The 22,378-nt window shown below is 62.3% G+C and carries 25 protein-coding genes and 1 tRNA gene; 14 read left to right on the top strand and 12 right to left on the bottom strand.

The window, feature by feature from the left end; all coding sequences use genetic code 11:
- From MESCI_RS17680 to MESCI_RS17690, 3 genes are all read left to right on the top strand, one after another.
- Positions 1 to 843, top strand: a complete 843-nt coding sequence (locus MESCI_RS17680; protein WP_164919924.1) for a phytoene/squalene synthase family protein — start codon at positions 1 to 3, stop codon at positions 841 to 843.
- 83 nt (positions 844 to 926) lie between these two features.
- Entirely contained in the window at positions 927 to 1,355 is a 429-nt protein-coding gene (locus tag MESCI_RS17685) for a hypothetical protein (protein ID WP_013531309.1), read from the top strand.
- Entirely contained in the window at positions 1,355 to 2,305 is a 951-nt protein-coding gene (locus tag MESCI_RS17690) for a sterol desaturase family protein (RefSeq protein ID WP_174299088.1), read from the top strand. Before MESCI_RS17685 ends, MESCI_RS17690 begins: the two co-directional genes overlap by 1 nt.
- Positions 2,306 to 2,316: 11 nt before the next feature.
- Here the strand turns inward: MESCI_RS17690 and MESCI_RS17695 are convergent, their stop codons facing one another.
- From MESCI_RS17695 to MESCI_RS17715, 5 genes are all read right to left on the bottom strand, one after another.
- Positions 2,317 to 2,634 carry a type II toxin-antitoxin system ParD family antitoxin gene (locus MESCI_RS17695; RefSeq protein ID WP_013531311.1) on the bottom strand — a complete coding sequence of 106 codons (318 nt, stop codon included), beginning with the start codon at positions 2,632 to 2,634 and terminating at the stop codon, positions 2,317 to 2,319.
- 44 nt (positions 2,635 to 2,678) lie between these two features.
- The gene (locus MESCI_RS17700; RefSeq protein ID WP_013531312.1) at positions 2,679 to 3,245 is read right to left on the bottom strand and encodes a hypothetical protein; all 567 of its coding nucleotides are present in this window, start codon (positions 3,243 to 3,245) and stop codon (positions 2,679 to 2,681) included.
- 3 nt (positions 3,246 to 3,248) lie between these two features.
- The gene (trmFO, locus tag MESCI_RS17705; RefSeq protein ID WP_013531313.1) at positions 3,249 to 4,658 is read right to left on the bottom strand and encodes a methylenetetrahydrofolate--tRNA-(uracil(54)-C(5))-methyltransferase (FADH(2)-oxidizing) TrmFO; all 1,410 of its coding nucleotides are present in this window, start codon (positions 4,656 to 4,658) and stop codon (positions 3,249 to 3,251) included.
- Between the two features lie 567 nt (positions 4,659 to 5,225).
- Positions 5,226 to 5,366, bottom strand: coding sequence for a DUF1127 domain-containing protein (locus MESCI_RS17710; protein ID WP_013531314.1), 141 nt, complete (start codon positions 5,364 to 5,366; stop codon positions 5,226 to 5,228).
- A 49-nt stretch (positions 5,367 to 5,415) separates the two neighbouring features.
- The gene (locus tag MESCI_RS17715; protein ID WP_013531315.1) at positions 5,416 to 5,556 is read right to left on the bottom strand and encodes a DUF1127 domain-containing protein; all 141 of its coding nucleotides are present in this window, start codon (positions 5,554 to 5,556) and stop codon (positions 5,416 to 5,418) included.
- A 236-nt stretch (positions 5,557 to 5,792) separates the two neighbouring features.
- Here MESCI_RS17715 and MESCI_RS17720 point away from each other — a divergent pair, with 236 nt between their 5' ends.
- The 5 genes from MESCI_RS17720 (at position 5,793) to MESCI_RS17740 (ending at position 9,864) form a co-directional block, all read left to right on the top strand.
- Positions 5,793 to 6,911: a DUF2157 domain-containing protein gene (locus MESCI_RS17720; protein WP_013531316.1), complete on the top strand. Its 1,119-nt coding sequence runs from the start codon at positions 5,793 to 5,795 to the stop codon at positions 6,909 to 6,911.
- Positions 6,908 to 7,492, top strand: a complete 585-nt coding sequence (locus MESCI_RS17725; RefSeq protein WP_013531317.1) for a GDYXXLXY domain-containing protein — start codon at positions 6,908 to 6,910, stop codon at positions 7,490 to 7,492. Before MESCI_RS17720 ends, MESCI_RS17725 begins: the two co-directional genes overlap by 4 nt.
- A gap of 26 nt (positions 7,493 to 7,518) precedes the next feature.
- The gene (locus tag MESCI_RS17730) at positions 7,519 to 8,967 is read left to right on the top strand and encodes an aromatic amino acid lyase (protein ID WP_013531318.1); all 1,449 of its coding nucleotides are present in this window, start codon (positions 7,519 to 7,521) and stop codon (positions 8,965 to 8,967) included.
- Positions 8,968 to 9,291: 324 nt separating this feature from the next.
- Positions 9,292 to 9,376, top strand: a tRNA-Leu gene (locus MESCI_RS17735).
- 143 nt (positions 9,377 to 9,519) lie between these two features.
- The gene (locus MESCI_RS17740) at positions 9,520 to 9,864 is read left to right on the top strand and encodes a hypothetical protein (protein WP_164919925.1); all 345 of its coding nucleotides are present in this window, start codon (positions 9,520 to 9,522) and stop codon (positions 9,862 to 9,864) included.
- Between the two features lie 351 nt (positions 9,865 to 10,215).
- Here the strand turns inward: MESCI_RS17740 and MESCI_RS17745 are convergent, their stop codons facing one another.
- Together MESCI_RS17745 and MESCI_RS17750 are read right to left on the bottom strand one after the other, a co-directional pair.
- Positions 10,216 to 10,881, bottom strand: a complete 666-nt coding sequence (locus MESCI_RS17745) for an outer membrane protein (protein ID WP_013531320.1) — start codon at positions 10,879 to 10,881, stop codon at positions 10,216 to 10,218.
- Between the two features lie 94 nt (positions 10,882 to 10,975).
- A complete protein-coding gene (locus MESCI_RS17750) occupies positions 10,976 to 11,827 on the bottom strand; it encodes an alpha/beta fold hydrolase (RefSeq protein WP_013531321.1) in 852 nt (283 codons plus the stop codon).
- Between the two features lie 147 nt (positions 11,828 to 11,974).
- Here MESCI_RS17750 and ade point away from each other — a divergent pair, with 147 nt between their 5' ends.
- Positions 11,975 to 13,783, top strand: coding sequence for an adenine deaminase (gene ade, locus MESCI_RS17755; protein ID WP_013531322.1), 1,809 nt, complete (start codon positions 11,975 to 11,977; stop codon positions 13,781 to 13,783).
- Positions 13,784 to 13,913: 130 nt separating this feature from the next.
- On the opposite strand, the gene MESCI_RS17760 is transcribed toward ade, so the two are convergent.
- Entirely contained in the window at positions 13,914 to 15,077 is a 1,164-nt protein-coding gene (locus MESCI_RS17760) for an alpha/beta hydrolase (RefSeq protein WP_013531323.1), read from the bottom strand.
- A gap of 137 nt (positions 15,078 to 15,214) precedes the next feature.
- Entirely contained in the window at positions 15,215 to 16,288 is a 1,074-nt protein-coding gene (locus MESCI_RS17765; RefSeq protein WP_013531324.1) for an alpha/beta hydrolase, read from the bottom strand.
- 466 nt (positions 16,289 to 16,754) lie between these two features.
- Here MESCI_RS17765 and ilvA point away from each other — a divergent pair, with 466 nt between their 5' ends.
- A complete protein-coding gene (gene ilvA / locus MESCI_RS17770; RefSeq protein ID WP_013531325.1) occupies positions 16,755 to 18,011 on the top strand; it encodes a threonine ammonia-lyase IlvA in 1,257 nt (418 codons plus the stop codon).
- 8 nt (positions 18,012 to 18,019) lie between these two features.
- Positions 18,020 to 18,580, top strand: a complete 561-nt coding sequence (locus tag MESCI_RS17775) for a DUF1697 domain-containing protein (RefSeq protein WP_013531326.1) — start codon at positions 18,020 to 18,022, stop codon at positions 18,578 to 18,580.
- 8 nt (positions 18,581 to 18,588) lie between these two features.
- Here MESCI_RS17775 and MESCI_RS17780 read toward each other — a convergent pair whose 3' ends face one another.
- On the bottom strand, positions 18,589 to 18,879 hold the full coding sequence (locus MESCI_RS17780; protein WP_013531327.1) for a DUF2218 domain-containing protein: 291 nt from the start codon (positions 18,877 to 18,879) through the stop codon (positions 18,589 to 18,591).
- A 147-nt stretch (positions 18,880 to 19,026) separates the two neighbouring features.
- The gene (gene gloA, locus MESCI_RS17785; protein ID WP_013531328.1) at positions 19,027 to 19,467 is read right to left on the bottom strand and encodes a lactoylglutathione lyase; all 441 of its coding nucleotides are present in this window, start codon (positions 19,465 to 19,467) and stop codon (positions 19,027 to 19,029) included.
- Positions 19,468 to 19,684: 217 nt separating this feature from the next.
- On the opposite strand from gloA, the gene MESCI_RS17790 reads away from it, so the two are divergent.
- The 3 genes from MESCI_RS17790 to MESCI_RS17800 are packed head-to-tail and all read left to right on the top strand — an operon-like array spanning position 19,685 to position 21,654.
- Positions 19,685 to 20,281, top strand: coding sequence for a cold-shock protein (locus MESCI_RS17790; protein WP_013531329.1), 597 nt, complete (start codon positions 19,685 to 19,687; stop codon positions 20,279 to 20,281).
- A gap of 24 nt (positions 20,282 to 20,305) precedes the next feature.
- Positions 20,306 to 20,866, top strand: a complete 561-nt coding sequence (locus tag MESCI_RS17795; protein WP_013531330.1) for a DUF192 domain-containing protein — start codon at positions 20,306 to 20,308, stop codon at positions 20,864 to 20,866.
- Positions 20,867 to 20,886: 20 nt separating this feature from the next.
- Complete coding sequence (locus tag MESCI_RS17800) at positions 20,887 to 21,654, top strand: alpha/beta fold hydrolase (RefSeq protein ID WP_063172307.1); 768 nt, start codon at positions 20,887 to 20,889, stop codon at positions 21,652 to 21,654.
- Between the two features lie 85 nt (positions 21,655 to 21,739).
- Here MESCI_RS17800 and MESCI_RS17805 read toward each other — a convergent pair whose 3' ends face one another.
- Positions 21,740 to 22,342 carry an HD domain-containing protein gene (locus MESCI_RS17805; protein ID WP_013531332.1) on the bottom strand — a complete coding sequence of 201 codons (603 nt, stop codon included), beginning with the start codon at positions 22,340 to 22,342 and terminating at the stop codon, positions 21,740 to 21,742.
- Positions 22,343 to 22,378 lie beyond the last annotated feature (36 nt).

A 22,378-nucleotide genomic window follows, 5' to 3' on the forward strand; every position in this document is an offset into this window, starting at 1 on the left:
ATGTCTCGAAGCGCTGAAATCGTCATGGACGCGGTGCGCGCCGCCGATCATGATCGTTATCTGACCGCGCTCTACGCGCCGGACGGCAAGCGCGACGCGCTGTTTTCACTCTACGCCTTCAACGCGGAGATATCAGGTATTCGCGATCGCATCCATGAGGCGCTACCGGGCGAGGTGCGGCTGCAATGGTGGCGCGATGTCATTGCCGCCGGCGGCGAGGCCGGCGCCGGCCATCCCACTGCCGAAGCCGTGAACGCTACGATAGCGACATTCGGCCTGCCGAAGCCGGCCTTCGAGAACATGCTCGATGCGCGCATCTTCGACCTCTACGACGACCCGATGCCGTCGCGCACCGATCTGGAAGGCTATTGCGGCGAGACGGCCGCAGCGCTCATCCAGCTTGCGGCGATGGTGCTCGACCCCGGCGAGGCGCCGCGCTTTGCCGAACTGGCGGGCAGGGCAGGCTGCGCACAGGCGATGACCGGCCTGCTGCTGCTGTTGCCGCTGCACCGCCAGCGCGGACAATGTTTTGTCCCGGCCGACATTCTGGCGGCAGCGGGATCGTCGCCGGAAGAATTCGTCACCGGCGACGGCGGACCCGGCGCCAAACGCGCGGTGGCGGCGATGATGGCGCTGGCACGGGAACATCTTTCCGCCTTCGAGCAAGGCGCACCGGCTCTCCCGGTCTCGCTGCGCCCGGCATTCCTGCCGCTGGCCCTGTCGCGCGCCTATCTCGGCAAGATGGAGAATGGCTCGCCGCTCGAAGGCGTGGCGCGGCTGTCGGCCTTGCGCCGGCATTGGCTGTTGCTGCGCCGCGCGAGCAAGGGGTGGCCAGCACTTTGACGTAAACGTCAACCGTGCTAAGAAGTCTCCGCGCCAAAACTGTCGCCATAGACGACAGGCCGGCCGGAGGAGATACCCATTCAATGAGCTTGCCTTTGCTGGTTGCGATCGTCGCCCTTGGCATCGCGCTGTCGGTTGCCGCGGTGCATTTCACCGGCGGCAGCAAGACGGCGACGCTCAGTGGCACCGATCAGGCAGTGAGCCGATTCGCCGAGGATTTTCCCGACGAGATCGTGGCGGCGGTCCGCCTGACAGCAGATGCCGGGACCGCGTTCCTGGATATCGGGCGAGGGCGCTTCGGAATCGTTCACAGCGTAGGCGACTGCTTCTTGACCCGCATCGTCACGCCTCAAGATGTCACGATTTTGGACACTGGAGACGGGAATACGGTCTCGCTGCGGCTCGCCGATTTCACCTGGAAGGGCGGCCGCTTCCGCTTTGCCAGCGCAACGGATGCGCAAGGCTTGCTGAAGGCGCTTGAGCCGCAGAGTTTCGGCGGAGAGGCGGCATGATGGACGACTACAATTTTCCGCAGGTCACTCAACTGGCCATCCCGTTCTTCGTTGTCGCGATCCTGATCGAGCTTTGGCTGGTGCGCACCGGCCGTGCCAAGGGTTCGTTCGAAACGCGCGACACATTGACCAGCCTGATGATGGGTACCGGCAATGTCGTTGCTGGGCTGCTGCTTGGCGTCGTGTCCTACTGGGCGTTGCTGTGGCTCTGGCAGCTCCGCGTCTTCAATCTCGGCCTGTCGATCTGGGTCTTTCTGGTGGCCTTCCTGCTCGATGATCTGCGCTACTATTTCTATCACCGCATCGCGCACCGGGTGCGCTGGGTTTGGGCCGAACACGTCAACCACCATTCCAGCCAGCACTACAATCTGTCGACGGCGCTGCGGCAGAGCTGGACGGGCCTGTTCACCTTCATGTTCGTGCTGCAGGCGCCGCTGGTGCTGCTCGGCTTCCACCCGGCGGTGATTGCCTTCACCTTCGGCTTCAATTTGGTCTGGCAATTCTGGATCCACACCGAGACCATCGGCAAGATGTGGGGCTGGTTCGAGTTCGTCTTCAACACGCCTTCGCACCACCGCGTCCATCACGCCACCAATCCGCGCTATCTCGACGCCAACTATGCCGGCACGCTGATCATCTGGGACCGCATGTTCGGCACCTTCGTCGGGGAACTGGAAGAAGACCGGCCGCGCTACGGCATCGTCAGGAATCTCGGCACCTTCAATCCGCTGAAGGTGGCATTCCATGAATGGATCGGCATGTTCAGGGATGCCTTTGCGCCCGGTCTGACCTTGAGCGATCGCCTGAACTATCTGATCAAGCCTCCCGGCTGGAGCCATGACGGCTCGCGCGAGACTTCGGAGAGTTTGAAGGCTGCCTATGTCAGGCGAAATCCTGCTGAGGCGGGGAAGCCGGGATTGCCAAGCGTGGGTGTCGAGCCCGCGGAGTAGAACTTCTTATGTCAGGAGGGTCCGTCGTCATCGCTGTCGTACGCCAATTGCGCGATTCGTTCCCTCACTTGCGCGATGGCGTGATCCAGCGGAATAGCGGGACGCGTATCTTCGATCGAAGCCTTTATCTTGGCCCGGATCGCGGCTAGGCGCTCGGCATGCTCCTCTTCCTCGCGCTGGAAGGCCCGGAGCGCCGCGCGGATGACTTCGCTCGCCGAGCCGAAAGAGCCGTCTTCGACTTTTTGGCGGATAAGGCGGGCCATTGCTGGCGTGACTGTGACAGAAAGTTTCTCGGCGAATTCCGTGGAACGGCTCCCATTGGACAGCAAGTGGGATTGTATCCTGCTTCATCCGTGCGGCCAACGATGAGGTCCTAGCGCCTGGGTTTCGCCCGGCCGGCTTCCGAACCATCCGGCATGGTGGCGCTAATGCGCCGAGTTGTGCCGAAATGCCGGCCGAATTCATGGCCCCCCAAATCTGTAAAATTGGCTTCGAACTCAACCAGCGCGTCGACAATAGCCGGCGCCTCCGAGCTGGGAGCCTCCTGCGTGAATCGTGCACTGAGGTAGACGCCATGAGGATGTGAGGGATCCAGACGGGCTTGGATCGCCCAGAAGGATGACAGCGAATAGATCGCTTTCATGAAATCCAGAATTAGCCGGTCATTGTAGGGACCTTCGACAGGCTGAACGGCAATGATTCTCTTCAAGCTTCGATCACGGTTCTCATTGTAATTTTCATTTTCGTACAGCCAACCTTGGCCCCCGTGAGGCTGACCTATTAGCGCCTCGATAGCGGGTATATGAACTTCGCGCAGCTTCCGCAGGTTGGTGCATCTGACATAGATGCTCCAGCAAATTTCGTAGTCGCCGGCGAAAGGTTCGCCACTCGGCGGCAGGTCCGACGGCAGAAGCTGGTGCAGCTCGGAGTGCTTGGCCATGGACTACTCGGCGGCTTGCGCTTGTGCCGGCAGCCCTAGCCATTCTCGGCAATCAGCCTGCGCACGCGATGTGATGGCGTGCCGCTTGGCAACGGTCTTGTCCTTGCCGCGCATGCGTTTGCCCTCGGCCTTCGGAGCTTCGACAGGTGGGAACAGGCCGAAATTGACATTCATCGGCTGGAATGAGCGCTTTCCCGGCTCGTCATCGGAGACAATATGACCGCCGGTGATGTGGTTGAGCAGAGCGCCGAAGGCCGTGGTCAGCGGCGGCAGGGACGGAGCAAGGCCGAGCCGCTCCGCTGCGGCGAAGCGGCCGGCGAGCAGGCCGATGGCCGCACTTTCGACATAGCCTTCGCAGCCGGTGATCTGGCCGGCGAAACGCAGGCCGGGCCGCGACTTCAGTTGCAGCGAAGCGTCGAGCAAGGTCGGCGAGTTGATGTAGGTGTTGCGGTGCAGGCCGCCGAGACGGGCGAAATCGGCGTTTTCGAGACCCGGTATAGTGCGGAAGATGCGCACCTGCTCGGCATGCTTCAACTTGGTCTGGAAACCGACCATGTTGTAGAGCGTGCCCAGCGCATTGTCCTGCCGCAACTGGACGACGGCATAGGCCTTTACCGTCGGATTGTGGGCATTGGTCAGCCCCATCGGCTTCATAGGCCCGTAGCGTAGCGTCTCGACACCGCGCTCGGCCATGATTTCGATCGGCAGGCAGCCGTCGAAATAGGGCGTGCCTTCCCATTGCTTGAATTCGGTTTTCTGGCCGTCGACCAGCGCTTGCACGAAGGCAAGGTACTGGTCCTTGTCCATCGGACAATTGATGTAGTCCTTGCCGGTGCCGCCTGGCCCGACCTTGTCGTAGCGCGACTGGAACCAGCAGGTATTCATGTCGATCGTGTCGAAATGGATGATCGGCGCAATGGCGTCGAAGAAGGCGAGCGCATCGGCGCCTGTCGCTTCCGCGATCGACTGGGCAAGCCCGGGGGCGGTCAACGGACCCGTGGCAACGATCGTCTGGTCCCAATCCGTCGGCGGCAGACCTGGCACTTCCTCGCGCCGGATGGTGATCAGCGGGTGTGCTTCGAGTTTTTTCGTCACGGCATCGGCGAATCCGTCGCGATCGACGGCCAGCGCGCCGCCGGCCGGAACCTGGTTGGCGTCGCCGGCGCTCATGATCAACGAGCCGGCCAGCCGCATTTCGGCGTGCAACAGGCCGACCGCGTTGTTGTCGGCGTCGTCGGAGCGGAAGGAATTGGAACAGACGAGCTCGGCCAGGCTATCGGTCTTGTGCGCATCGGTGCCACGAACGGGCCGCATTTCATGCAGGATGACGGGCACGCCGGCTTGCGCTGCCTGCCAGGCGGCTTCGGAACCGGCGAGGCCGCCGCCGATGATGTGGATTGGGTTTTTGCTCATGAGCGCCGGAATAATCGCTTGGTGCGGCGATTGCAATTGCCGTGCGCGGTGCGGGGCAAACAGCTGCTGATGGGAGCGCCTCCTGAAAACAACAACACCCGCCGGGGGAGGAGGTCCGGCGGGTGTCGTTTTTGGGGTCGACCTTCGGGAGGAGGTGAAGGCCGGCCATATTCGTCATCGCCGGGGAGGAGGTCGGCTTTGACGAAATTCCTTTCGCCATTTTTAGAAGGGGCGAAACCTCTGGAGCAAAATTCGTCTTGCCCCTGGGAAACAGCGCCCGCCGCGGGAGGAGGTGCGGCGGGCGCCGTTTTTGTGGCCAACCCTCGGGAGGAGGTGAAGGTCGGGCCGATTCGTCATCGCCGGGGAGGAGGTCGGCTTTGACGAAAACTCTTTCGCTGTTTGAAAAGGAGCGAAACCTTTGGGGCAAAATTCGATTTGCCGGGAAACAACGCCCGCCGCGGGAGGAGGTGCGGCGGGCGCCGTTTTGGTGGTCAACCCTTGGGAGGAGGTAAGGGGTGACCGTATTCGTCAAGGTCGGGGAGGAGGTCGACCCTGGCGAAATTCCGTCTAGATCGCCTGGCGGGCGATGATCTTGATTTCGTCGCGGACGATACCGAGATCATGCAGCTGGCGGTTCGAAAGGCGACCCAGCTCGGTAACCGTCTCGCGATAAACGCGCCAGTTACGATAGTTGCGGATCAGGTTCATTGTCGTTCTCTTTTTCAAAACTGGTTCGGACCATTCGCGGTCCGAAGAATTAGACCGCCTTGCGAGCGACGTAAGGAATGTCGCTGCGGCTGATGCCGAGGTCGGTCAGTTCACGGTTGCTCAGGCGGCTCAGCTCGGACACGGTGTCCCTGTAGCGGCGCCAGTTGCGGTAGTTGCGGATCAGGTTCATGGTAGTTCTCGTTTCGTCTTTCTTGCGGATCATTCCGTTTGTGTACGAACTATAAATAGGCGGACCCATATCGATTTAAAAGCGCTATGGCTGCATGGCAGCAATGCAAATTGTGCAATGCAGCATTAACGCGCGTTCACGGACCTGACACAAAGAAACCCGAATCGGAAAATGCCTTAGCGCCAACGGCTTGACCGGATCGGCTGCAAAAAAGACCAAACTGGGGGAGAAGCAGCATGGCGAGCTATTCGTCGCGGGTCAGGGCGGATATCGCGCGCTGGCAGCAGGCCGGCATGATCGACCCCGCGACGGCCGATTCGCTGGCGCGCGATGTCGAGGCCAACGAGCGCAAGTCGCTGAGCTTCGGCTCGATCCTGGCTATGATGGCCGCCTTGCTGTTCGGCGCTGCCATCCTGATTTTCGTCGCCGCCAATTGGGACGCGATCCCGAGGCTGGCGCGCGTGGCGGCGCTGTTTGCCGTCATCCTTGGCGGCTATGTCGGCGGCGCGGTGCTGAAGGCCCGCGACCATGCGGCAATCGGGGAAGCGCTGTGGATCGTGGCGGCCGCGGCTTTCGGCGGCTCGATCGCGCTGATCGGCCAGATGTATCATCTCTCGGGCGACGAGGCCTCGGCTCTGGTGACCTGGGGCGCCGGCACGGCGCTGGCGGCGGTTGCGCTGCGATCGAACCCGCTGACGGTGGCTTCGGTCGGCATCGCCGATGCCTGGCTGTTCCTCAAAGGCTTCGACTATTACAGCCGCAGCGATTTTCCGCACGGCTTCGTCATGATGGCGATCGTGCTGTTTGCCGTCTCGTTCTGGACCCGCAGCCAGGCGGCGCGCCACCTGATTATCCTGTCGGTGCTGTTCTATCTCATGCTGCTGGTCACCAACCACGACACGCTGCAGGTGGCGATCCCGCTGGTCGTCGCCTCGGCGCTGCTGTTCGCGGCCTCGGTCTTCGCGCCTGGCCCGGTCGACCGGGTCGTGCAACTCGGCGGCCGCTTGCCCTTGCACGCGCTGCTCGGCTTCCTCACCGGCCTCGCAATGATCCAGTTCGAACTCGCCGACGAGAGCACCTACAACAGCGGTTTTGCCCTCGCTTCGGCGATCGCGCTGGCCGGTGTTGTCGCCGCGATCGTGCTGGCAGGACGGGGGCACCGTGGGCTACGCTGGCTTGCCTATCTCGGCTTCGCCTTCGAACTCGCCATCATCTATGTCGTGACCCTGCAATCGATGCTCGATACGGCCGGTTTCTTCCTGGCCGCCGCGGTGCTGCTCGGCATCCTCGCGGTTGTCATCATCCGCGTGGAAAAACGCATGAAGGGCCCAGACGCCAAGGGAGCCACGGCATGATCACCGGGAAAAGGCTTGTCATCTCGGCGCTGGTGGTGGCGCTCGTCCAGATAGGCTTCCTGAGCTGGATCATCGCCGGCCGGGCGGCGATCCTGCGCAACGGCAAGGAAGTGCTGCTGAAGGTCGAACCCGTCGATCCGCGCGACCTCCTGCGCGGCGACTATATTATCCTGGGCTACGAGATTTCACGCATACCGGTGAAAATGATCGCCAACATTCCGCCCGACAAATTTTCAAGCGACGATACGTCGATTGTGGTGCGCCTGAAGAAGGGCGCCGACGGCTATTGGCAGCCGACGGCCGCCTGGTTCGGCAAGGCGCCAACGATGGCAACCGCCGACGAGGCCGATATTCTAGGCCACATCGCCGAAGGCTGGGACCTTCGCGGCGAAGAGGCGACCATCGCGCCGGACTATGGCATCGAGCGCTTCTATCTGCCGGAAGGCGAGGGGATGGCGATCCAGAACGACATGCGGGTGCGGCCATTCGGCATCCGTCTTGCGCTTGCCGGCGACGGCACCGCGCAGATCAAGGCGCTGGTCGACGGCGACAAGACGCTGTTCGAGGAACCACTCTACTAGGTCCCTTATTTCCGATGGTGTGAAGCATGCCAGTTAGCCTGTCGACGCGTGACGACATCAACCTCGACACTGTCTTCCGCGTCGCCTGGAAGAAGGACACGGTGGAGATCAGCGAGAAGGCCTTGCAGCGCATCGCCGAATGCCGCGCCTCGTTTCTGAAGCTGATTGAATCCGATCCGCCACCGGTCATCTATGGCGTCACAACCGCCATGGGGGAATTGGCAAGCCGAAAGCTCGAACCTGACGAGCGTGATCGCCATGCGCGCATCAAGGCGTTTGCCGCCGCCACCTCGTTCGGCGATCCCTTGCCGGATCGCGTGGTCAGGGCGATCGTGCTTGCCCGTCTGACAAATTTCATCGAGGGCAACGCCGCCACCACGCCGCGCATCGCGCTTGCCGTGGCCGCGATGCTCGACGGTGGGCCGATGCCTGTCGTGCCGGCCTCCGGCCAGGGCGGCGCCGGTGAGATCCTGGCGCTCTATCCCTTGTTTGCAGAACTTTCGACGCGCTTCGACCTCGAGGTCAAGGAACGCGGCTCGCTCATCAACGGCTCGCCCTGCGCCGCCGCTTTGGTGGCCGACGCAGCGCTCGCGGGGCGCCGCCGCATCCGCATGGCGCAAAAAGTGTTCGCGCTGTCGATCGAAGCGTTTCGCGCGCCGCTCGAGCACTATGACGCGGCGCTCGACACGCTCTGGGGCGATGAGCATGAAACGGCTGCCCTGCAGGGATTGCGGGAGTTTCTGGTTGGCGCCGGCGATGGGCGACGCAACTATCAGGCGCCGGTCAGCTACCGCATCGTGCCGCGCGTCCTCGGCCAGGCGCATCGTGCGCTGGCGACGGCCGAGCGGGCGGCCAATGTGTCGCTGGCCTCGATATCGGACAATCCCGTCTACATCCCGCCCGACGATGCACATCGGCTCGGCCGCTGCATCTCGACCGGCGGCTATCACAATGCGATGGCAACGCCGGCGCTGGACGATCTGGCGGCGATATGGGCCGACATCTGCCTGCTCTGCGACCGCCACGCCTCGAAGCTTCTGAACGGCAAGGTGTCGCTGCTGCCGGATCTGCTGATGACCGGACGTCACTCAGCCGACAGCGATGGCCATGGCAATGTCGGCTATGTGCCGATGGCGATCACCGGCTATCTCGAACAGGCCAAGCTGGCGGCGCAACGTACCTTCATTCCGGGCACGGAATCGGCTGGCGCGGGGCAGGACGACGTCGCCACGACGGCGTTCTTCGCATGGACCAAGGAAGCGACCGCCGGCCGCTGCGTCGATGCCGCCATGGCGATGCTGGCAATGATCGCCTCGCAGGCGCTGCACGTCACCGAACGGACGCCGCCGCCGGCACTGCGTTCCTTCGTCGATCAAATCAGAGCTATCGTGCCGCCTGTCGGCGCCGATCGCGTGCTGGGGCCGGAGCTTGCCAGGTTGGCGGAATGGTTCACTGAGAAAGTGTTCGAGGCGTAGAGATGCCAACAAAGCGGTAGCCGGTGAAATTGGTGCACCTGAACGAACCTGCCGAGCTTCAGGTGGCCTGCCACCCGAAGCTCGAAGAGCGAAGGGTGGTGCGGACGACGGGAATCGAACCCGTACGATCAGAGATCGAGGGATTTTAAGTCCCTTGCGCGATTGCTTGGTTTGTTGCTGGCCAAGGGTTCTGAGCGTCTAGCCCTCCCACATCGTCCCTCGAAGTGTGGGAGTTTCCCACTCAATTCCCACTGGGTTACCGTATGTGGGAAATGCCTTTTTCGCTTTCCAAATAAGTCGGCGCCGCCTAAGTCTGCGGCGTACGCGGGCGTGGTGAAATTGGTATACACACCGGACTTAAAATCCGGAGGCTTCGGCCATGCGGGTTCAAGTCCCGCCGCCCGCACCATGCTTCCCAAAGGATCGAACGCATCACGGAACAGAGGCAATTTAAGCATGGCTAGGCGACCAACGAAAAAACCAGCGAAAAAGATGTCGGCCGGACCGCACAGCTTGGCGCTGCGATTGGATGTCATGGGGGTAACCGCATACATGACCAAAGCTGCAATTGACGAGCTCATCAAAGAGCTAGTCAGGATTAGCAGGTCTGATCCGGAGGAACTCCACGATGTGCATGTTGCGATGCACTTCGGCGGCTGGACGCCCTCAGGCGAATACATCGCGCCGAGTTTCGGCCATCACCATGGGCTTGGATCAATCTTGACTAAACTGCGCAACGAGCAACTGAAGGACGGCATGACGAAGGCGGAAATCGAAAGCGGCATCACGCCAGATGAGGCGTATCGGACTTTCGATATTACCATCATGCATGTGTCTCCCGAGGTAGTTCGGCGCGCGGCCATCGAAAACGAAGCGGCCGAAGAACAGCAGAACTGACGAGCCGCAGGTATGCGCGAGAGAAGTGTTTTAAGTCCCTTGCGTCTACCAATTCCGCCACGTCCGCAGGCCAGCCCTTTTCAGACGCCAGACACAGGCCGTCAAGTCGTGTTGTTGAGCGTTCGCCGAACGTGCAAACAGACCGGGCGGCTTGATGATACTGGCGCGATCACGGAATTATCGGCGCGGCGGGTAGTGGTAGGATGCCTTGTGGTGGATTTGATCCGCCAAGGCCGGCGCCTCTCAGGCCCAACCCATTCCCCCCGCCCACTGGGAGCGTCGGCCACCCTTCCATGAAGAGAGCCCCTCAAGTGGTCGCCTGGGCCGGCAGCGTCGCGATTGTGGGCCTGGTCAGAACTTGTAGCTCAAATTGATCCCGACCGTATTCAGCTTCACGTTCTGATCGCGATCGTTAAAGGGTTCTGCCACCTCGTAGTGCTCGGAGCCGAAATCATAGTAGCGATACTGCGCGCCGACGACGAACTTGTCGGTCAGCGCGTAGTCGACGCCGGCACCCACGGTCCAGCCGACATTCGTGCGCGTGCTGTCGAACGCCGGACCCGCGACTTGCGATGTTTCGATGCCGGCAAAGGCGACGCCGCCAATGCCGTAGACCAGCAGGCGGTCCATGGCGTAACCCGCCTTGGCGTTGACCGACCCGAACCACTTGATGTCGGTGCCGAATGTGCTTCCCAGCGCCGATACCGTCGTGCCGCCGACCGAGGAATAGTTGAGATCCGCCTCGGCGCCGAGCACCGCCTGGTCGAATTGCCACAGGCCGGCGACGTGGCCGCCGACAAAACCGCCGTCAATGTCGGGCGCGATGGAAAACGGCGCACCTTCTGTCACCGATATATCGGATTGGCCCCAGCCATAGCCGGCCTGCAGACCAGCGTAATAGCCCGTCCAGTCGAATCCGGGCGCGGTCATCGGCACGTCGACCGCCGGGTCGGCTGCAAAAGCCGGCACGGCCAGAACGGCAAGGAAACCGGCACTAGCGACCATCAGTCGACGCATCGAACTCCCCGAAATGACGGTTCAGAAAGATCCTCGTCAGAAGGATAACCGCATTCGCCGCAATCGCAATCCCCCTGTCGCCGTACAGAATCCTCTATTTGGCATCGATGAAGTCCAGCACAGCCCGGCTATATTCATCCGGCGCTTGCAGCATGGCGAAATGACTGGCGTTGGGCAGGATGATCAGCTTCGCACCTGGGATGGCGGAGGCGATATAGTCGGTGTGTTCGCGCTTGATCGCCTCATCGTGGTCGCCGGCAACGATCGCCGTCGGCGTGATTATCTCGGCAAGCTGTTCCTTGCTCCACGCCGGCTCGCTCTCCCACATGTGGCTCATCTGCGCCACGAAGGCGTCATACTGGTCCGGTGTTTTCGACATCTTCTTGTAGTCGCGGCCGGAGCGGTCGATGTAGGCGGTAAAGGTCTTGTTGGTCATCACGCCCGGATCAAGGCCGTCGGTGGTTACGTTGGCGGCTTGCGCGAACAGCCTTGTCAGCCGCTCCGGATGATGCAGTGCGATGTCGATACCAATGATGCCGCCATCGCTCCAGCCGACAAGCGCGGTCTTGTCGATCTTCAGGTGGTCGAGCAGCGCCAGATAGTCCGACGCCATCAAGTCGTAGCCATAGGGCTGCTCGGTGCGGGTGGAGCGGCCGTGGCCACGGCTGTCGGCGACGATCACCTTGTGCGTCTTGGAAAGCGTGGCCACCTGGCTGGCCCAGATGTCGCCGTGGCCGAGGCCGCCGTGGATGAGCAGCACCGGATCGCCCGCGCCGAAAACGGCGTAGTACATCTGGATGCCGTTCACCGGCGCGTATCCGCTCTGATCGGGTTTGGGCATGGCCGCTGGTTCCGGCAAGGTCTGCCAACGCTCCTCGGCCACGGCAGAAGTGGTCGACGCTGCGAACAGGATAACGATGGCGAACGCTTTCCAAAAACGGGTCATGTCTTCCCTCATATGGTTCGGTTCGCGGTCAGCATCGCCTTCCAGCCGGATTAGTCAACAAGCTCGCCCTGACGCGGTATGTCGGACCGACGGCTCTGGCGGCGCCCGCCGACATTTGCGAGACTGGCGGCAACCGAGGAATCGCCAATGACGAAAGCAACGCCCGCAAAACCCAGACCGTGGACCGAGATGGCGACACATCTGGTCGATGTCGCCGTGGGGCGCAAACCCGCTGACATGGTCGTGCGCAACGGCCGCTGGGTGAACGTTCATTCGGGCGAGATCATCGCCGGCACCGACATCGCCATTGCCGGCGGGCGCTTTGCCTATTGCGGGCCGAATGCCAGCCATGCAATCGGCCAGGGCACCAAGGTGGTCGATGCCGGCGGGCGTTATCTGGTGCCCGGCCTCTGCGACGCGCATATGCATGTCGAGAGCGGCATGGTGACGGTGACCGAGTTCTGCCGGGCCGTCATTCCGCACGGCACCACCTCGATGTTCATCGACCCGCACGAAATCGCCAATGTTCTGGGTCTGCCCGGCGTGCGGCTGATGCATGACGAAGCGGTCGCCATGCCCATCAACGTGCATGTGCAGATGCCGTCCTGCGTGCCTTCGGCGCCGGGGCTGGAACATGCCGGCGCCGAGCTGACGGTCGCCGATGTCGCGGAAGCGATGACCTGGGAGAACATTATCGGCCTGGGCGAAGTGATGAACTTTCCCGGCGTCGTCGCCAACGATCCGGTGATGTCGGGCGAGATCGCGGCGACGGTTCATGCAGGCAAGACGGTCGGCGGGCATTATGCCTCGCGCGATCTCGGCCTGCCGTTCCATGGCTACGTCGCCGGCGGCCCCGAGGACGATCATGAGGGCACGCGCGCCGAGGACGCCATCGCCCGCGTGCGCCAGGGCATGAAGGCGATGCTGCGGCTGGGCTCGGCCTGGTACGACGTCGCCTCGCAGATCAAGGCGGTGACGGAGAGCGGCATCGACCCGCGCAACTTCATCCTGTGCACCGACGACAGCCATTCCGGCACGCTGGTCCAGGAGGGCCATATGGACCGCGTGGTGCGCCACGCCATCCAACAGGGATTGAAGCCGGTGACGGCGATCCAGATGGCGACGCTCAACACCGCCCAGCATTTCAAACTGGAGCGCGAGATCGGCTCGATCGCGCCGGGCCGGCTGGCCGACCTGCTGATCGTCTCGGACCTCGCCGCAATGACCATCGACGAGGTCTATGCACGCGGCGTCAGGGTGGCCAAGGGCGGCAAGCTCGAAATCGACATTCCGGCCTATGATTACCCCCGGACGGCGAAGAACACCGTCAAGCTCGGCAAGAAGTTGAAGGGCGACGACTTCGATATCGCCGCCCCCAAGGGCGCCAACGAGGTTCGGGTGCGTGTCATCGGCGTCATCGAGAACCAGGCGCCGACGCGCGCGCTGGAGGCCGATCTGCCGGTCGAGGACGGGCTGGTCGCAATGGACCGCCGCAACGACATCTGCCAGATCGCGCTGGTCGAGCGTCACAGGGGCACGGGCGGCGTCACCAACGCCTTCGTTTCGGGCTTCGGCTATATGGGCGACTGCGCCATGGCGTCCAGCGTAGCGCATGACGCCCACCACATCATCTGCGTCGGCACCAACAAGCAGGACATGGCGCTGGCGGTAAACCGTCTGGGCGCGGTCGGTGGCGGCGTCGTGCTGTTCTCCAAGGGCAAGGAACTGGCGCTGGTCGAAATGCCGATCGCAGGCCTGATGTCGGACGAACGGGCGGAAATCGTCGCGGCCAAGGCCGAGAAGCTCACCGAGGCGATGCGCAAGATGGGCTGTTCGCTGAACAACGCCTACATGCAGCACTCGCTGCTGGCGCTGGTCGTCATTCCGGAGCTCAGGATTTCGGACGTCGGCCTGATCGATGTGACGACATTCCAGAAGGTCGATCTGTTCGTCTAGGATTGTTGCTATTCAGGCCATGCCGGCCTGCAAGTAGCGATTTTCTGCGCTTCCGGTGCTCACGTACTTAAGTACGCTCCGCTCCGGTTCTCGAATCTCAACAATCCTAGGGCCAATGCCGCCCGCCGGCTCACCCGCCGGTGGCGATGGTCAGCACCTTGAACGGCGTGGTGATGACGATCTCTGCGACCGAGCCGACGGCCTTGCCGAGGCCCTGGCCGAGATTTTTGAGCTGTGTCGGGTCGGGTTCGTCCGAGGCGAGGCCCGCCGGCGCCCGCAGCCGGTCGCCGAGCAGTTGCACCAGCATCGGGTTGTCGGCGAATTTGGCGTGGTTGAGGCGGTCGCCGCCCTTGGCCTGGGAAAGATCGACCACCGACACGCCATAGCTGGCGAGGTCTGCAGCGTTGCCGTAGTCGCCGACGCGCGGCTTGTCGCCCGAGATCAGGGACGAGAGCTTGAGAGCCCGGTCATCCGCAGAGAGGAGGATGGCGAACGGCTTGTCGGGTTTGCCGTAGCGGATCATCTGCTTCTTGAAGACGTCGACATCGATGTCGGGCGAGGCCAGGATGACATAGCCCAGCTTGCCGCCGAGATCCCGGTCGCCGGTGATGGCAAGCTGGCGCAGCGCCTCCATGGTCACCCAGGTTCCCATCGAATGGGCGATGATGTCGATGCTCTTGACCTTTGTCTTGGCCAGCATCCGGAGCGTCGCCTCGAGGTCGTCGCGCGCTGCGTTGGCGCTTTCCTTGTCGTAGATGTAACCCGTGGTCTTGCCGCTCGAAGCCCAGGAGAACAGCACCGGGGTGCCGGGATATTTGGTGTCGTGGGCGATCTGCGTCAGCCGGTAGATGCCGTCGTCAAAACCGTTGTTGAAGCCGTGCACGAAAACCAGCGCACGGTCGCCGCGCATGGAAATGTCGGCGCCGACCGCTTTGGCGAACTGGGGCGCGCCCTCATAGAAAGTGACGTCCTTGGCGGTAAAATCCTTGGCAGGATTGCTGTTTGCCGATCCCTTGGCCCGCTCGATGGCGCCGACCTGATGGCTTTTGGGAACGGTGACGTCGACACGGGCAAAGCTGGTGGTCAGCGAGCGATCGCCGTCGTAAACCTGTCGCGGCTCTTTTGTTGCCCTCTGGCGGGTGGTGGCGACGAAGATTTCATGCGTGGCCGCGATGTCGGATGCGGGCACCGAGACCGTCGTCCTGTTGAGCAGGTCGTGCGTTTTCCCGCCAGCGCAGCCGGTGACAGCGAGCGCCAATGCAACGACGAGGTAGCTCTTCGAACGCACGGTCACACGCAGGCTCCCGCAAAAGGGGACGTCAAACGCGTGACGTCGCTGGCTATTCCGATAAGGCCAGCGACCGGCGCGGTCCAGTTCAAAGTGAATCCATACGTCCGCGATGCCGGGCAGGCATGGCCGCGAGACCGCACCTATTGGCCAAGCAGGCTGATGCGGTCGGTGACATCACGGTCGCTGGCAAAGCCGTCATCCTCGCGCAGCCGCTGGCCGATCATCTTCACCAGCGTCGGATTGTCGGCGAACTTCGTATGGTTGAAGCTATCCGATCCCTTGACCTTGGACAGGTCGACGACCGTCACGCCATAAGAGGCAAGATCGGCGGCATCCTTGTAGTCGCCGACACGCGGCCGTGAACCGGCGATCAGGCCGGAGAGCCGCAGCGCACGGTCGTCGTCCGACAACAGCAGGATGAACGGCTTGTCGGGCTTGCCATAGCGCCGCATCTGGCTCTTGAACACGTCGACATCGATGTCGGGCGAAGCCAGCACCACGTCGCCGAGCTTGCCGCCGAGATCGCGATCGCCGGTGATGGCCATCTGGCGCAGCGTTTCCATGGTGACCCAGGTTCCGAGCGAATGTGCGACGATGTCGATGCGCCGCGCGCCGGACTGCTCCAGCATCCTGAGCGTCACTTCCAGTTGGTCGCGGGCAGCGCTGGCGCTTTCCTTGTCATAGACATAGTCGGTGGTCCTGGCGCCCGATGCCCAGGAAAACAGCACGGGCGTGCCGGGATAGCCGGAATCATGGACGATCTGGGTCAGGCGATAGACGGCGGCATCGAAGCCGGTGTTGTAGCCATGCACGAAGACCATGACGCGGCCGCCGCGCGCCGCGATGTCGGCGTTGAGCGCGCTGGAGAATTTCGGCTGCGTGTCGTAGCCGACGACCTCGGAGGCCATGAAATATTTGGCCGGGTCGTCCGACTTGCCGCGCGAGCGGCGCTCGATCTGGCCGGTCTTGTGAAGCCCCGGAACGGTGACGTTGACGCGGGCATAGTTCAGCGTCGCCGACCGTTCGCCGTCGAAAACCTTGTTGGGATCGTCGGATTTCTTGCGCGTCGTGGCGATGAAGATCGAGTGGTTGCCGGCGATCTCCGTCACCGGCGCCGACACCATGGCGCTGCCAAGCAATTCCTGTGTTTGCTGGCCGGCGCAGCCGGCGACGAACAAGGCCAGGACAACGGTAAAAATCTTCTTCAAAGGCACGCCTGAATTTCCAACTCCGGCCGAAAGGCCTGTCTATCCTCACGATACCTCCCGGACAGGCAGAGTGCGGCAGAACTAAGTCCTGTCGAGTCGAAATGTGATCGGCGCCCCGCTGCGGCCATCGCAGTGTTGCGCGAAAGCCAAAATGGCGGGAAACGGCTGCGTGATGTGCGCAATGAGCGGCGTCGCCGCCGGCCCTCCAATCCCCGCGGAGATAGCGATTTCATACCGCCCGATGCGAGGGGGCATGAGAATGCACCCGCAAGTAGCTGAAAATATTTCGCAAAATTTCCCCCGGAAGGACGTAAATGATGGACGATGGCGCTGGGGAGCCGGATATGTGATAGGCGGGCTCGCGCCGCACCTGGTCATGGCGCTCAACAACCGAACGTTCGCGACCCGATTAATGATAGAGATCCGCGGACAGCATGCAACGCAAGGTGATTTTCCCCAGGGGTGGTTTCCGATGAACAGTTTCTCTTCCCGCGTTGCTGCCGCTGCCGCCGCGATCCGCCAGATCTTCCCTGAAACGCCGCTACAGGAAAACGACTATCTGTCGAAAAAGACCGGTGCGCGGGTGCTGTTGAAGCGCGAGGATCTGTCGCCGGTCCGCTCCTACAAGATCCGCGGCGCCTTCAATTTCTTCCGCAAGACACTGGCGGCCGGCAACGAGGCCGAACTGTTCGTCTGCGCGTCCGCCGGCAACCACGCGCAGGGCTTTGCTTTCGTCTGCCGCCATTTCGGCAGGCGAGGCGTCGTGTTCATGCCGGTGACGACGCCGCAGCAGAAGATCGACAAGACCAGGCTGTTCGGCGGCGATTTCATCGAGATCAGACTGGTCGGCGATTTCTTCGACGATTGCTATCGCGCTGCCCTGGAATTCACCGACAGTTCCGGCGCCCATATGGTGCCGCCTTTCGATCACAAGGACATCATCGAGGGCCAGGCAACCGTCGCCTACGAGATCGCGGACCAGATGCCGGGCGCCCGCATGCCCGATATCGTCATGCTGCCGGTCGGCGGTGGCGGACTTGCCGCGGGCGTCACCCACTATTTCGCCGATCAGGGCAGGGAAGCACGCTTCGTCTTCTGCGAACCGGCAGGCGCGCCGAGCCTGCGCGAGAGCCTCGCGGCGGGGAAACGGCTCAAGCTCGCCAAGGTCGACAATTTCGTCGATGGCGCCGCGGTGGCCGAGATCGGCCGCGAGCCGTTGCGTCATCTCAAGGATTTTCCGGCCGACACGGTGCGGCTAATCCCGGAAAACAGGCTCTGCGCCACCATGATCGAGATGCTCAATGTCGAAGGCGTCGTGCTGGAGCCGGCCGGCGCGCTGGCGATCGATGCGCTCAAGGATTTCTCCAAGAAGGAGATCAGGGGCAAGACCATCGTTGCCGTGGTTTCGGGCGGCAATTTCGATTTCGAGCGGCTGCCGGACGTCAAGGAACGGGCGTTGCGCTTCGAGGGTCTGAAGAAATACTTCATCATCCGTTTTCCGCAGCGGCCGGGCGCGCTGCGCGATTTCCTCGAACTGCTCGGACCCGACGACGACATCGCCCGTTTCGAATATCTGAAGAAATCGGCGCGCAATTTTGGTTCGGTGCTGATCGGCATCGAAACCAGGGACCGTCGCAATTTCGATCGGCTCAAGGCGAAGTTCGAGGCCGAGGGCGTTCAGTATCAGGACATCACCGACAACGAGACACTGGCCGGGTTCATCATATGAGCGATCGGATGATTGATCCGGGAAAAATCTTCGTCGCGCTGTTTTCCGGCATCAATGTCGGCGGCAACCGCATCGTCAAGATGGCGGAGCTGCGGTCGTTCTTCGAGGGCCTCGGCTTTTCCGACGTCGCCACCTACGTGCAGAGCGGCAATGCCGTGTTCCGGGCGAAGAAAGGCGACGCGGCGGCACTGGCGAAACTGCTCGAAGCAGCCTTCGAGAAGAAATGGGGGTTCCATTCGCGCATCATGGTGCGCGATCTCTCCTGGTTCGAGAAGCTGGTGCGCGAAAATCCCTATCCGGAAATTGCCGCGGACCACACGAAGCTGCACGCCTATGTGCTGGAACGCGAGCCGACCGCCGATGAGGTGGCGCGGCTGACCGAAAAGTGCACCGGCCCCGAACGCTTCGAGATCAAGGGCGATGTGCTCTACCTCAGCGCACCGAATGGGCTGGGCAAATCGGTGTTTGCCGGGCTGATCCCGCGCACGCTGAAAGTGCCGGGTACCGCGCGCAATTGGCGCTCGGTGCAGGCGCTGCTGGAGATGGCCGCACACGCCGGTGAGAAGTAGTTCGCCGGCTAGGCGGGAGTTGGCTTCCAGTCGAAAGTCAGTTCTTCGCGGAAAGCAAAGCGCTTGATGTGATCGGCGACAACGCTTTCCAGGCGCTCGATCGATCCTGCTTCTTCAGTCGACACCGTGATATGCAGCGCTGCGGCATCGGCAGCCATGACGGTACGGCCTATTGAGAGATCGATGGTGCCATGGGTGGGATCGAACTCGACCGGGAATTTGTGTGCCCAGTGCTTGCACAACTGCTGCAGGTAGCGGCTGGCATGTTCGGTGGCGACGTCGGCATGGCTGGTCGGCATGAATTCTCCTGGGCAAGCGCCCTTTTGCATGGCTGGGCGCCGGCCCAAGCCTGGCGCCTCAGCCAGACAGATAGGCGCCGCCCCTGAAAAACCAAACGGTAGCGGGGCCGTCAGCCTGGCATTGTCCGCTCAAGACAGCGTGATCGGCTACCAGCTTCCGGTGTTCGCCATCGAAGCCCAAGGCTCAGCCTTGGCCTTGGCCGGGCCTTTCTGCAAAAGCTCGATCGAGATGCCGTCCGGCGACTTGACGAAAGCCATGTTACCGTCGCGCGGCGGCCGGTTGATGATGACGCCATTGTCCATCAGATGCTGGCAGGTGGCGTAGATGTCGTCGACCTCGTAGGCGAGGTGGCCGAAATTGCGCCCGCCCTTGTAGTCTTCGGGATCCCAATTGTAGGTCAGTTCGACCAGCGGTGCCTTTTCATTGATGCCGCTCTCCTCGTCTTCCGGTGCGGCGAGGAAGATCAGCGTGAAGCGGCCCTGCTCGTTTTCGTAGCGGCGTACTTCCTTGAGGCCGAGCTTATTGCAGTAGAAGTCGAGCGAGGCATCGACGTCGGCGACGCGGATCATAGTGTGCAGATAGCGCATGTGATTTCCTCGATAAATTGCGTTGCGGCGCAACATAGGGTCGGCCCTGTCAAAGGGCAATCGTGCGGCGGTGCGCAATGCCGGCAAAGAACAAATCCGGTATTGCCCCAATGAACCGTGAAAAAAGGCACGGCAGGTCTTGCACACACCGGAAGCCGCAGTGTTAATCTGTTGGCAAGAATCAGTTGCGGTGTTCTTGAAAAGAGGGGGCATTCTTATGGGGGAAAAGGCCTCTTTCATGGGGCGGGACGGAACCCTTGGCGACGCCTTGCAGCGTGACGAAGGCGGCGACGCTTCTGATCTGCTCGAAGTAGCCGGCGCCATCAAGTGGTTCGATGTGGCCAAGGGTTATGGTTTCATCCTCCCGGATGACGGCATCTCGGGCGACATCCTCCTTCATGTGACATGTCTTCGAAGAGACGGCTTTCAGACGGCGCTGGAAGGCGCACGCGTGGTCTGCCTCGTCAAGCATGGCGAGCGCGGATTGCAGGCCTTCCGTGTGCTCTCCATGGATGTCACCACCGCGGTCCACCCGGCCGAGATGCAGGAGCAGCGCACCCATGTCGCTGTGACGCCGGAGAGCGGTCTCGAACGCGCCTTGGTGAAATGGTTCAACCGCACCAAGGGGTTTGGTTTTCTCACCCGCGGCGAGGGTACCGAGGACATCTTCGTCCATATGGAGACCTTGCGCCGTTACGGTGTCACCGAGCTTCGGCCCGGACAGGTCGTGCTGGTTCGTTTCGGGCGCGGCGACAAAGGCCTTATGGCCGCCGAAATTCACCCCGATATGGGGACCTTGCCGGTCTCGCACTAGGGCGTTTCCGGCCGAGGATCTCGAATGGCTTACAGGAACTGGCTGACCGCGGGCGCGATGTGCGCGATTGCCTTCGTCGCCGCCGCCGGTGGTTACTTCTATTCCGAAAAGCCAACCTCGGCGGACAGCCGGGCAATGATCCTTCCGGCCGATCCAGCGCCATTGGTCGTGGTGACGAAAGGCGGTGATCGCTCTTTCTCCATCGAAGTCGCCGACACCGCCGCGGAGCGCGAGGCTGGCTTGATGTATCGCCAGGATATGGCGGACAACCACGGCATGCTGTTCGTCTTCGAGGTCCAGCAGCAGGTTGGCTTCTGGATGCACAACACCCCGATGCCGCTTGATCTGATTTTTGTCGGCCAGGATGGCAAGATCCGGGCGGTCAAGCACGGCGAGCCGCAATCAGACGCCGTCATTTCGCCTGGTGTACCGGTGCGTTTCGTGCTCGAGCTCAAGGCCGGCACTGCCGCCAGGAACGGCATCGAGTATGGCGACCTTTTGCGCCATCCGGCGGTGGGCACGGTGTCCGGCCCCGGCATGCCGCCGGCCGACAATGGCGATGCACCCAATGGCGGTGGCGGTTGAGTGCGCAAGCGGGGTCGCTGATGCAGTTTTTCACCCATGACGGCTTCGATCTTGCTTTCCTCGAGCGCCAGCCGGAATCGGGCGAGGGCGATCCGGTGCTGATGATCCACGGCTTCGCTTCGAGCCACTATGTCAACTGGGTGTCGCCCGGCTGGTTCAAGACGCTGAACGATGCCGGTTACCGCGCCATCGCCTTTGACAATCGCGGCCACGGCGCGTCGTCCAAGAGCTATGATGAGGCCGACTATACGCCGGTCAAGATGGCCTCCGATGCCACTGCCTTGCTCGACCATCTCGGCATCGAGCGCGCCCACGTCATGGGTTATTCGATGGGCGCGCGCATCGCGGCGTTCATGGCGCTGTCCGATCCGGACAAGGTGGCGACGCTGGTCTTCGGCGGCCTCGGCATCGGCATGATCGACGGTGTCGGCGATTGGGATCCGATTGCCGACGCGCTGCTTGCCGAAGATCCGGCCGCGACCAGCCATCCGCGCGGCCGGTCGTTTCGCGCCTTCGCCGACCAGACCCGCAGCGATCGCCGTGCCTTGGCGGCTTGCATCGCCAAATCGCGCGAATTGCTGAGCGAGCAGGATGTTGCCCGCATCGCCCAGCCGACGCTGGTCGCAGTCGGCACGACCGACGACATAGGCGGCTCGCCCGATGAGCTTGCAGCGTTGATGCCGAACGCCAGGGCCTTCCACATCGAGGGCCGCGATCATATGCTTGCCGTCGGGGACAAGACCTTCAAGCAGCGCGTGCTGGAGTTCTATGCCGAAAATCCGCTCTGAGCGGAGGGCCCGGGCAGCGAGAAGCAGTGCCGTAGTCGGGGACGAGGCTGCTTGGCATCGTGATAGGCGCCTATCCTGATTGTCCTTAGCCGTTTGCAAGGGCCGCCAGCGATCGCGCGATGTTTTCCCGGGCCTGCGGTTCGAAGCGCTGGCGAAACTCTTGCGTGTGGAAGATATGCGGGCGGGCGAGGAAACTCTTCAAGACCGCACTGCGTCCGGCTCGCCACATCGGCTCCTCCACCCAGTGGTACTCGCGCCGCACGGCGCGCTCATAGGCGTCGAAGGCGTCCGGTGCGGCACCCAGGATCGACAGGTCCATATCCAGGAAAAGACTTGCGTCCCGTGTGGCCGTCGCGTCGTCGAACGGCGGCACCTGGTGCGTGGCGGTGGCGACGATCATTGCCGAGATGCGGTTGATACGTGAAGGATCTGCGCGGCCCGCCAGCTTTTTTTCGGCAAGGGCGGCACTTTGCGCCTCATTGTCCTTGGCCTTGCTGTCATAGACGGCATCGTGGAACCAGATCGCCGCTTCGATCGCCTCTGGATCGGCCAGCAACCTTCGATAGTCGCCAGCCAGCGCCAGCATCGCTTCGATATGGGCAAGGTTGTGGTAGTGGCGGCCTTGTGCCCGGTAGAGCCCTGAGAGCTCGCTTTTCAGCGCGTCGTCGATCAAGGGTTCGTTTTCCATGGCTGCTTGAATTCCCGCGAACCAAATCCATTTGAC

The organism is Mesorhizobium ciceri biovar biserrulae WSM1271, assembly GCF_000185905.1.
Lineage (GTDB): Bacteria > Pseudomonadota > Alphaproteobacteria > Rhizobiales > Rhizobiaceae > Mesorhizobium > Mesorhizobium ciceri.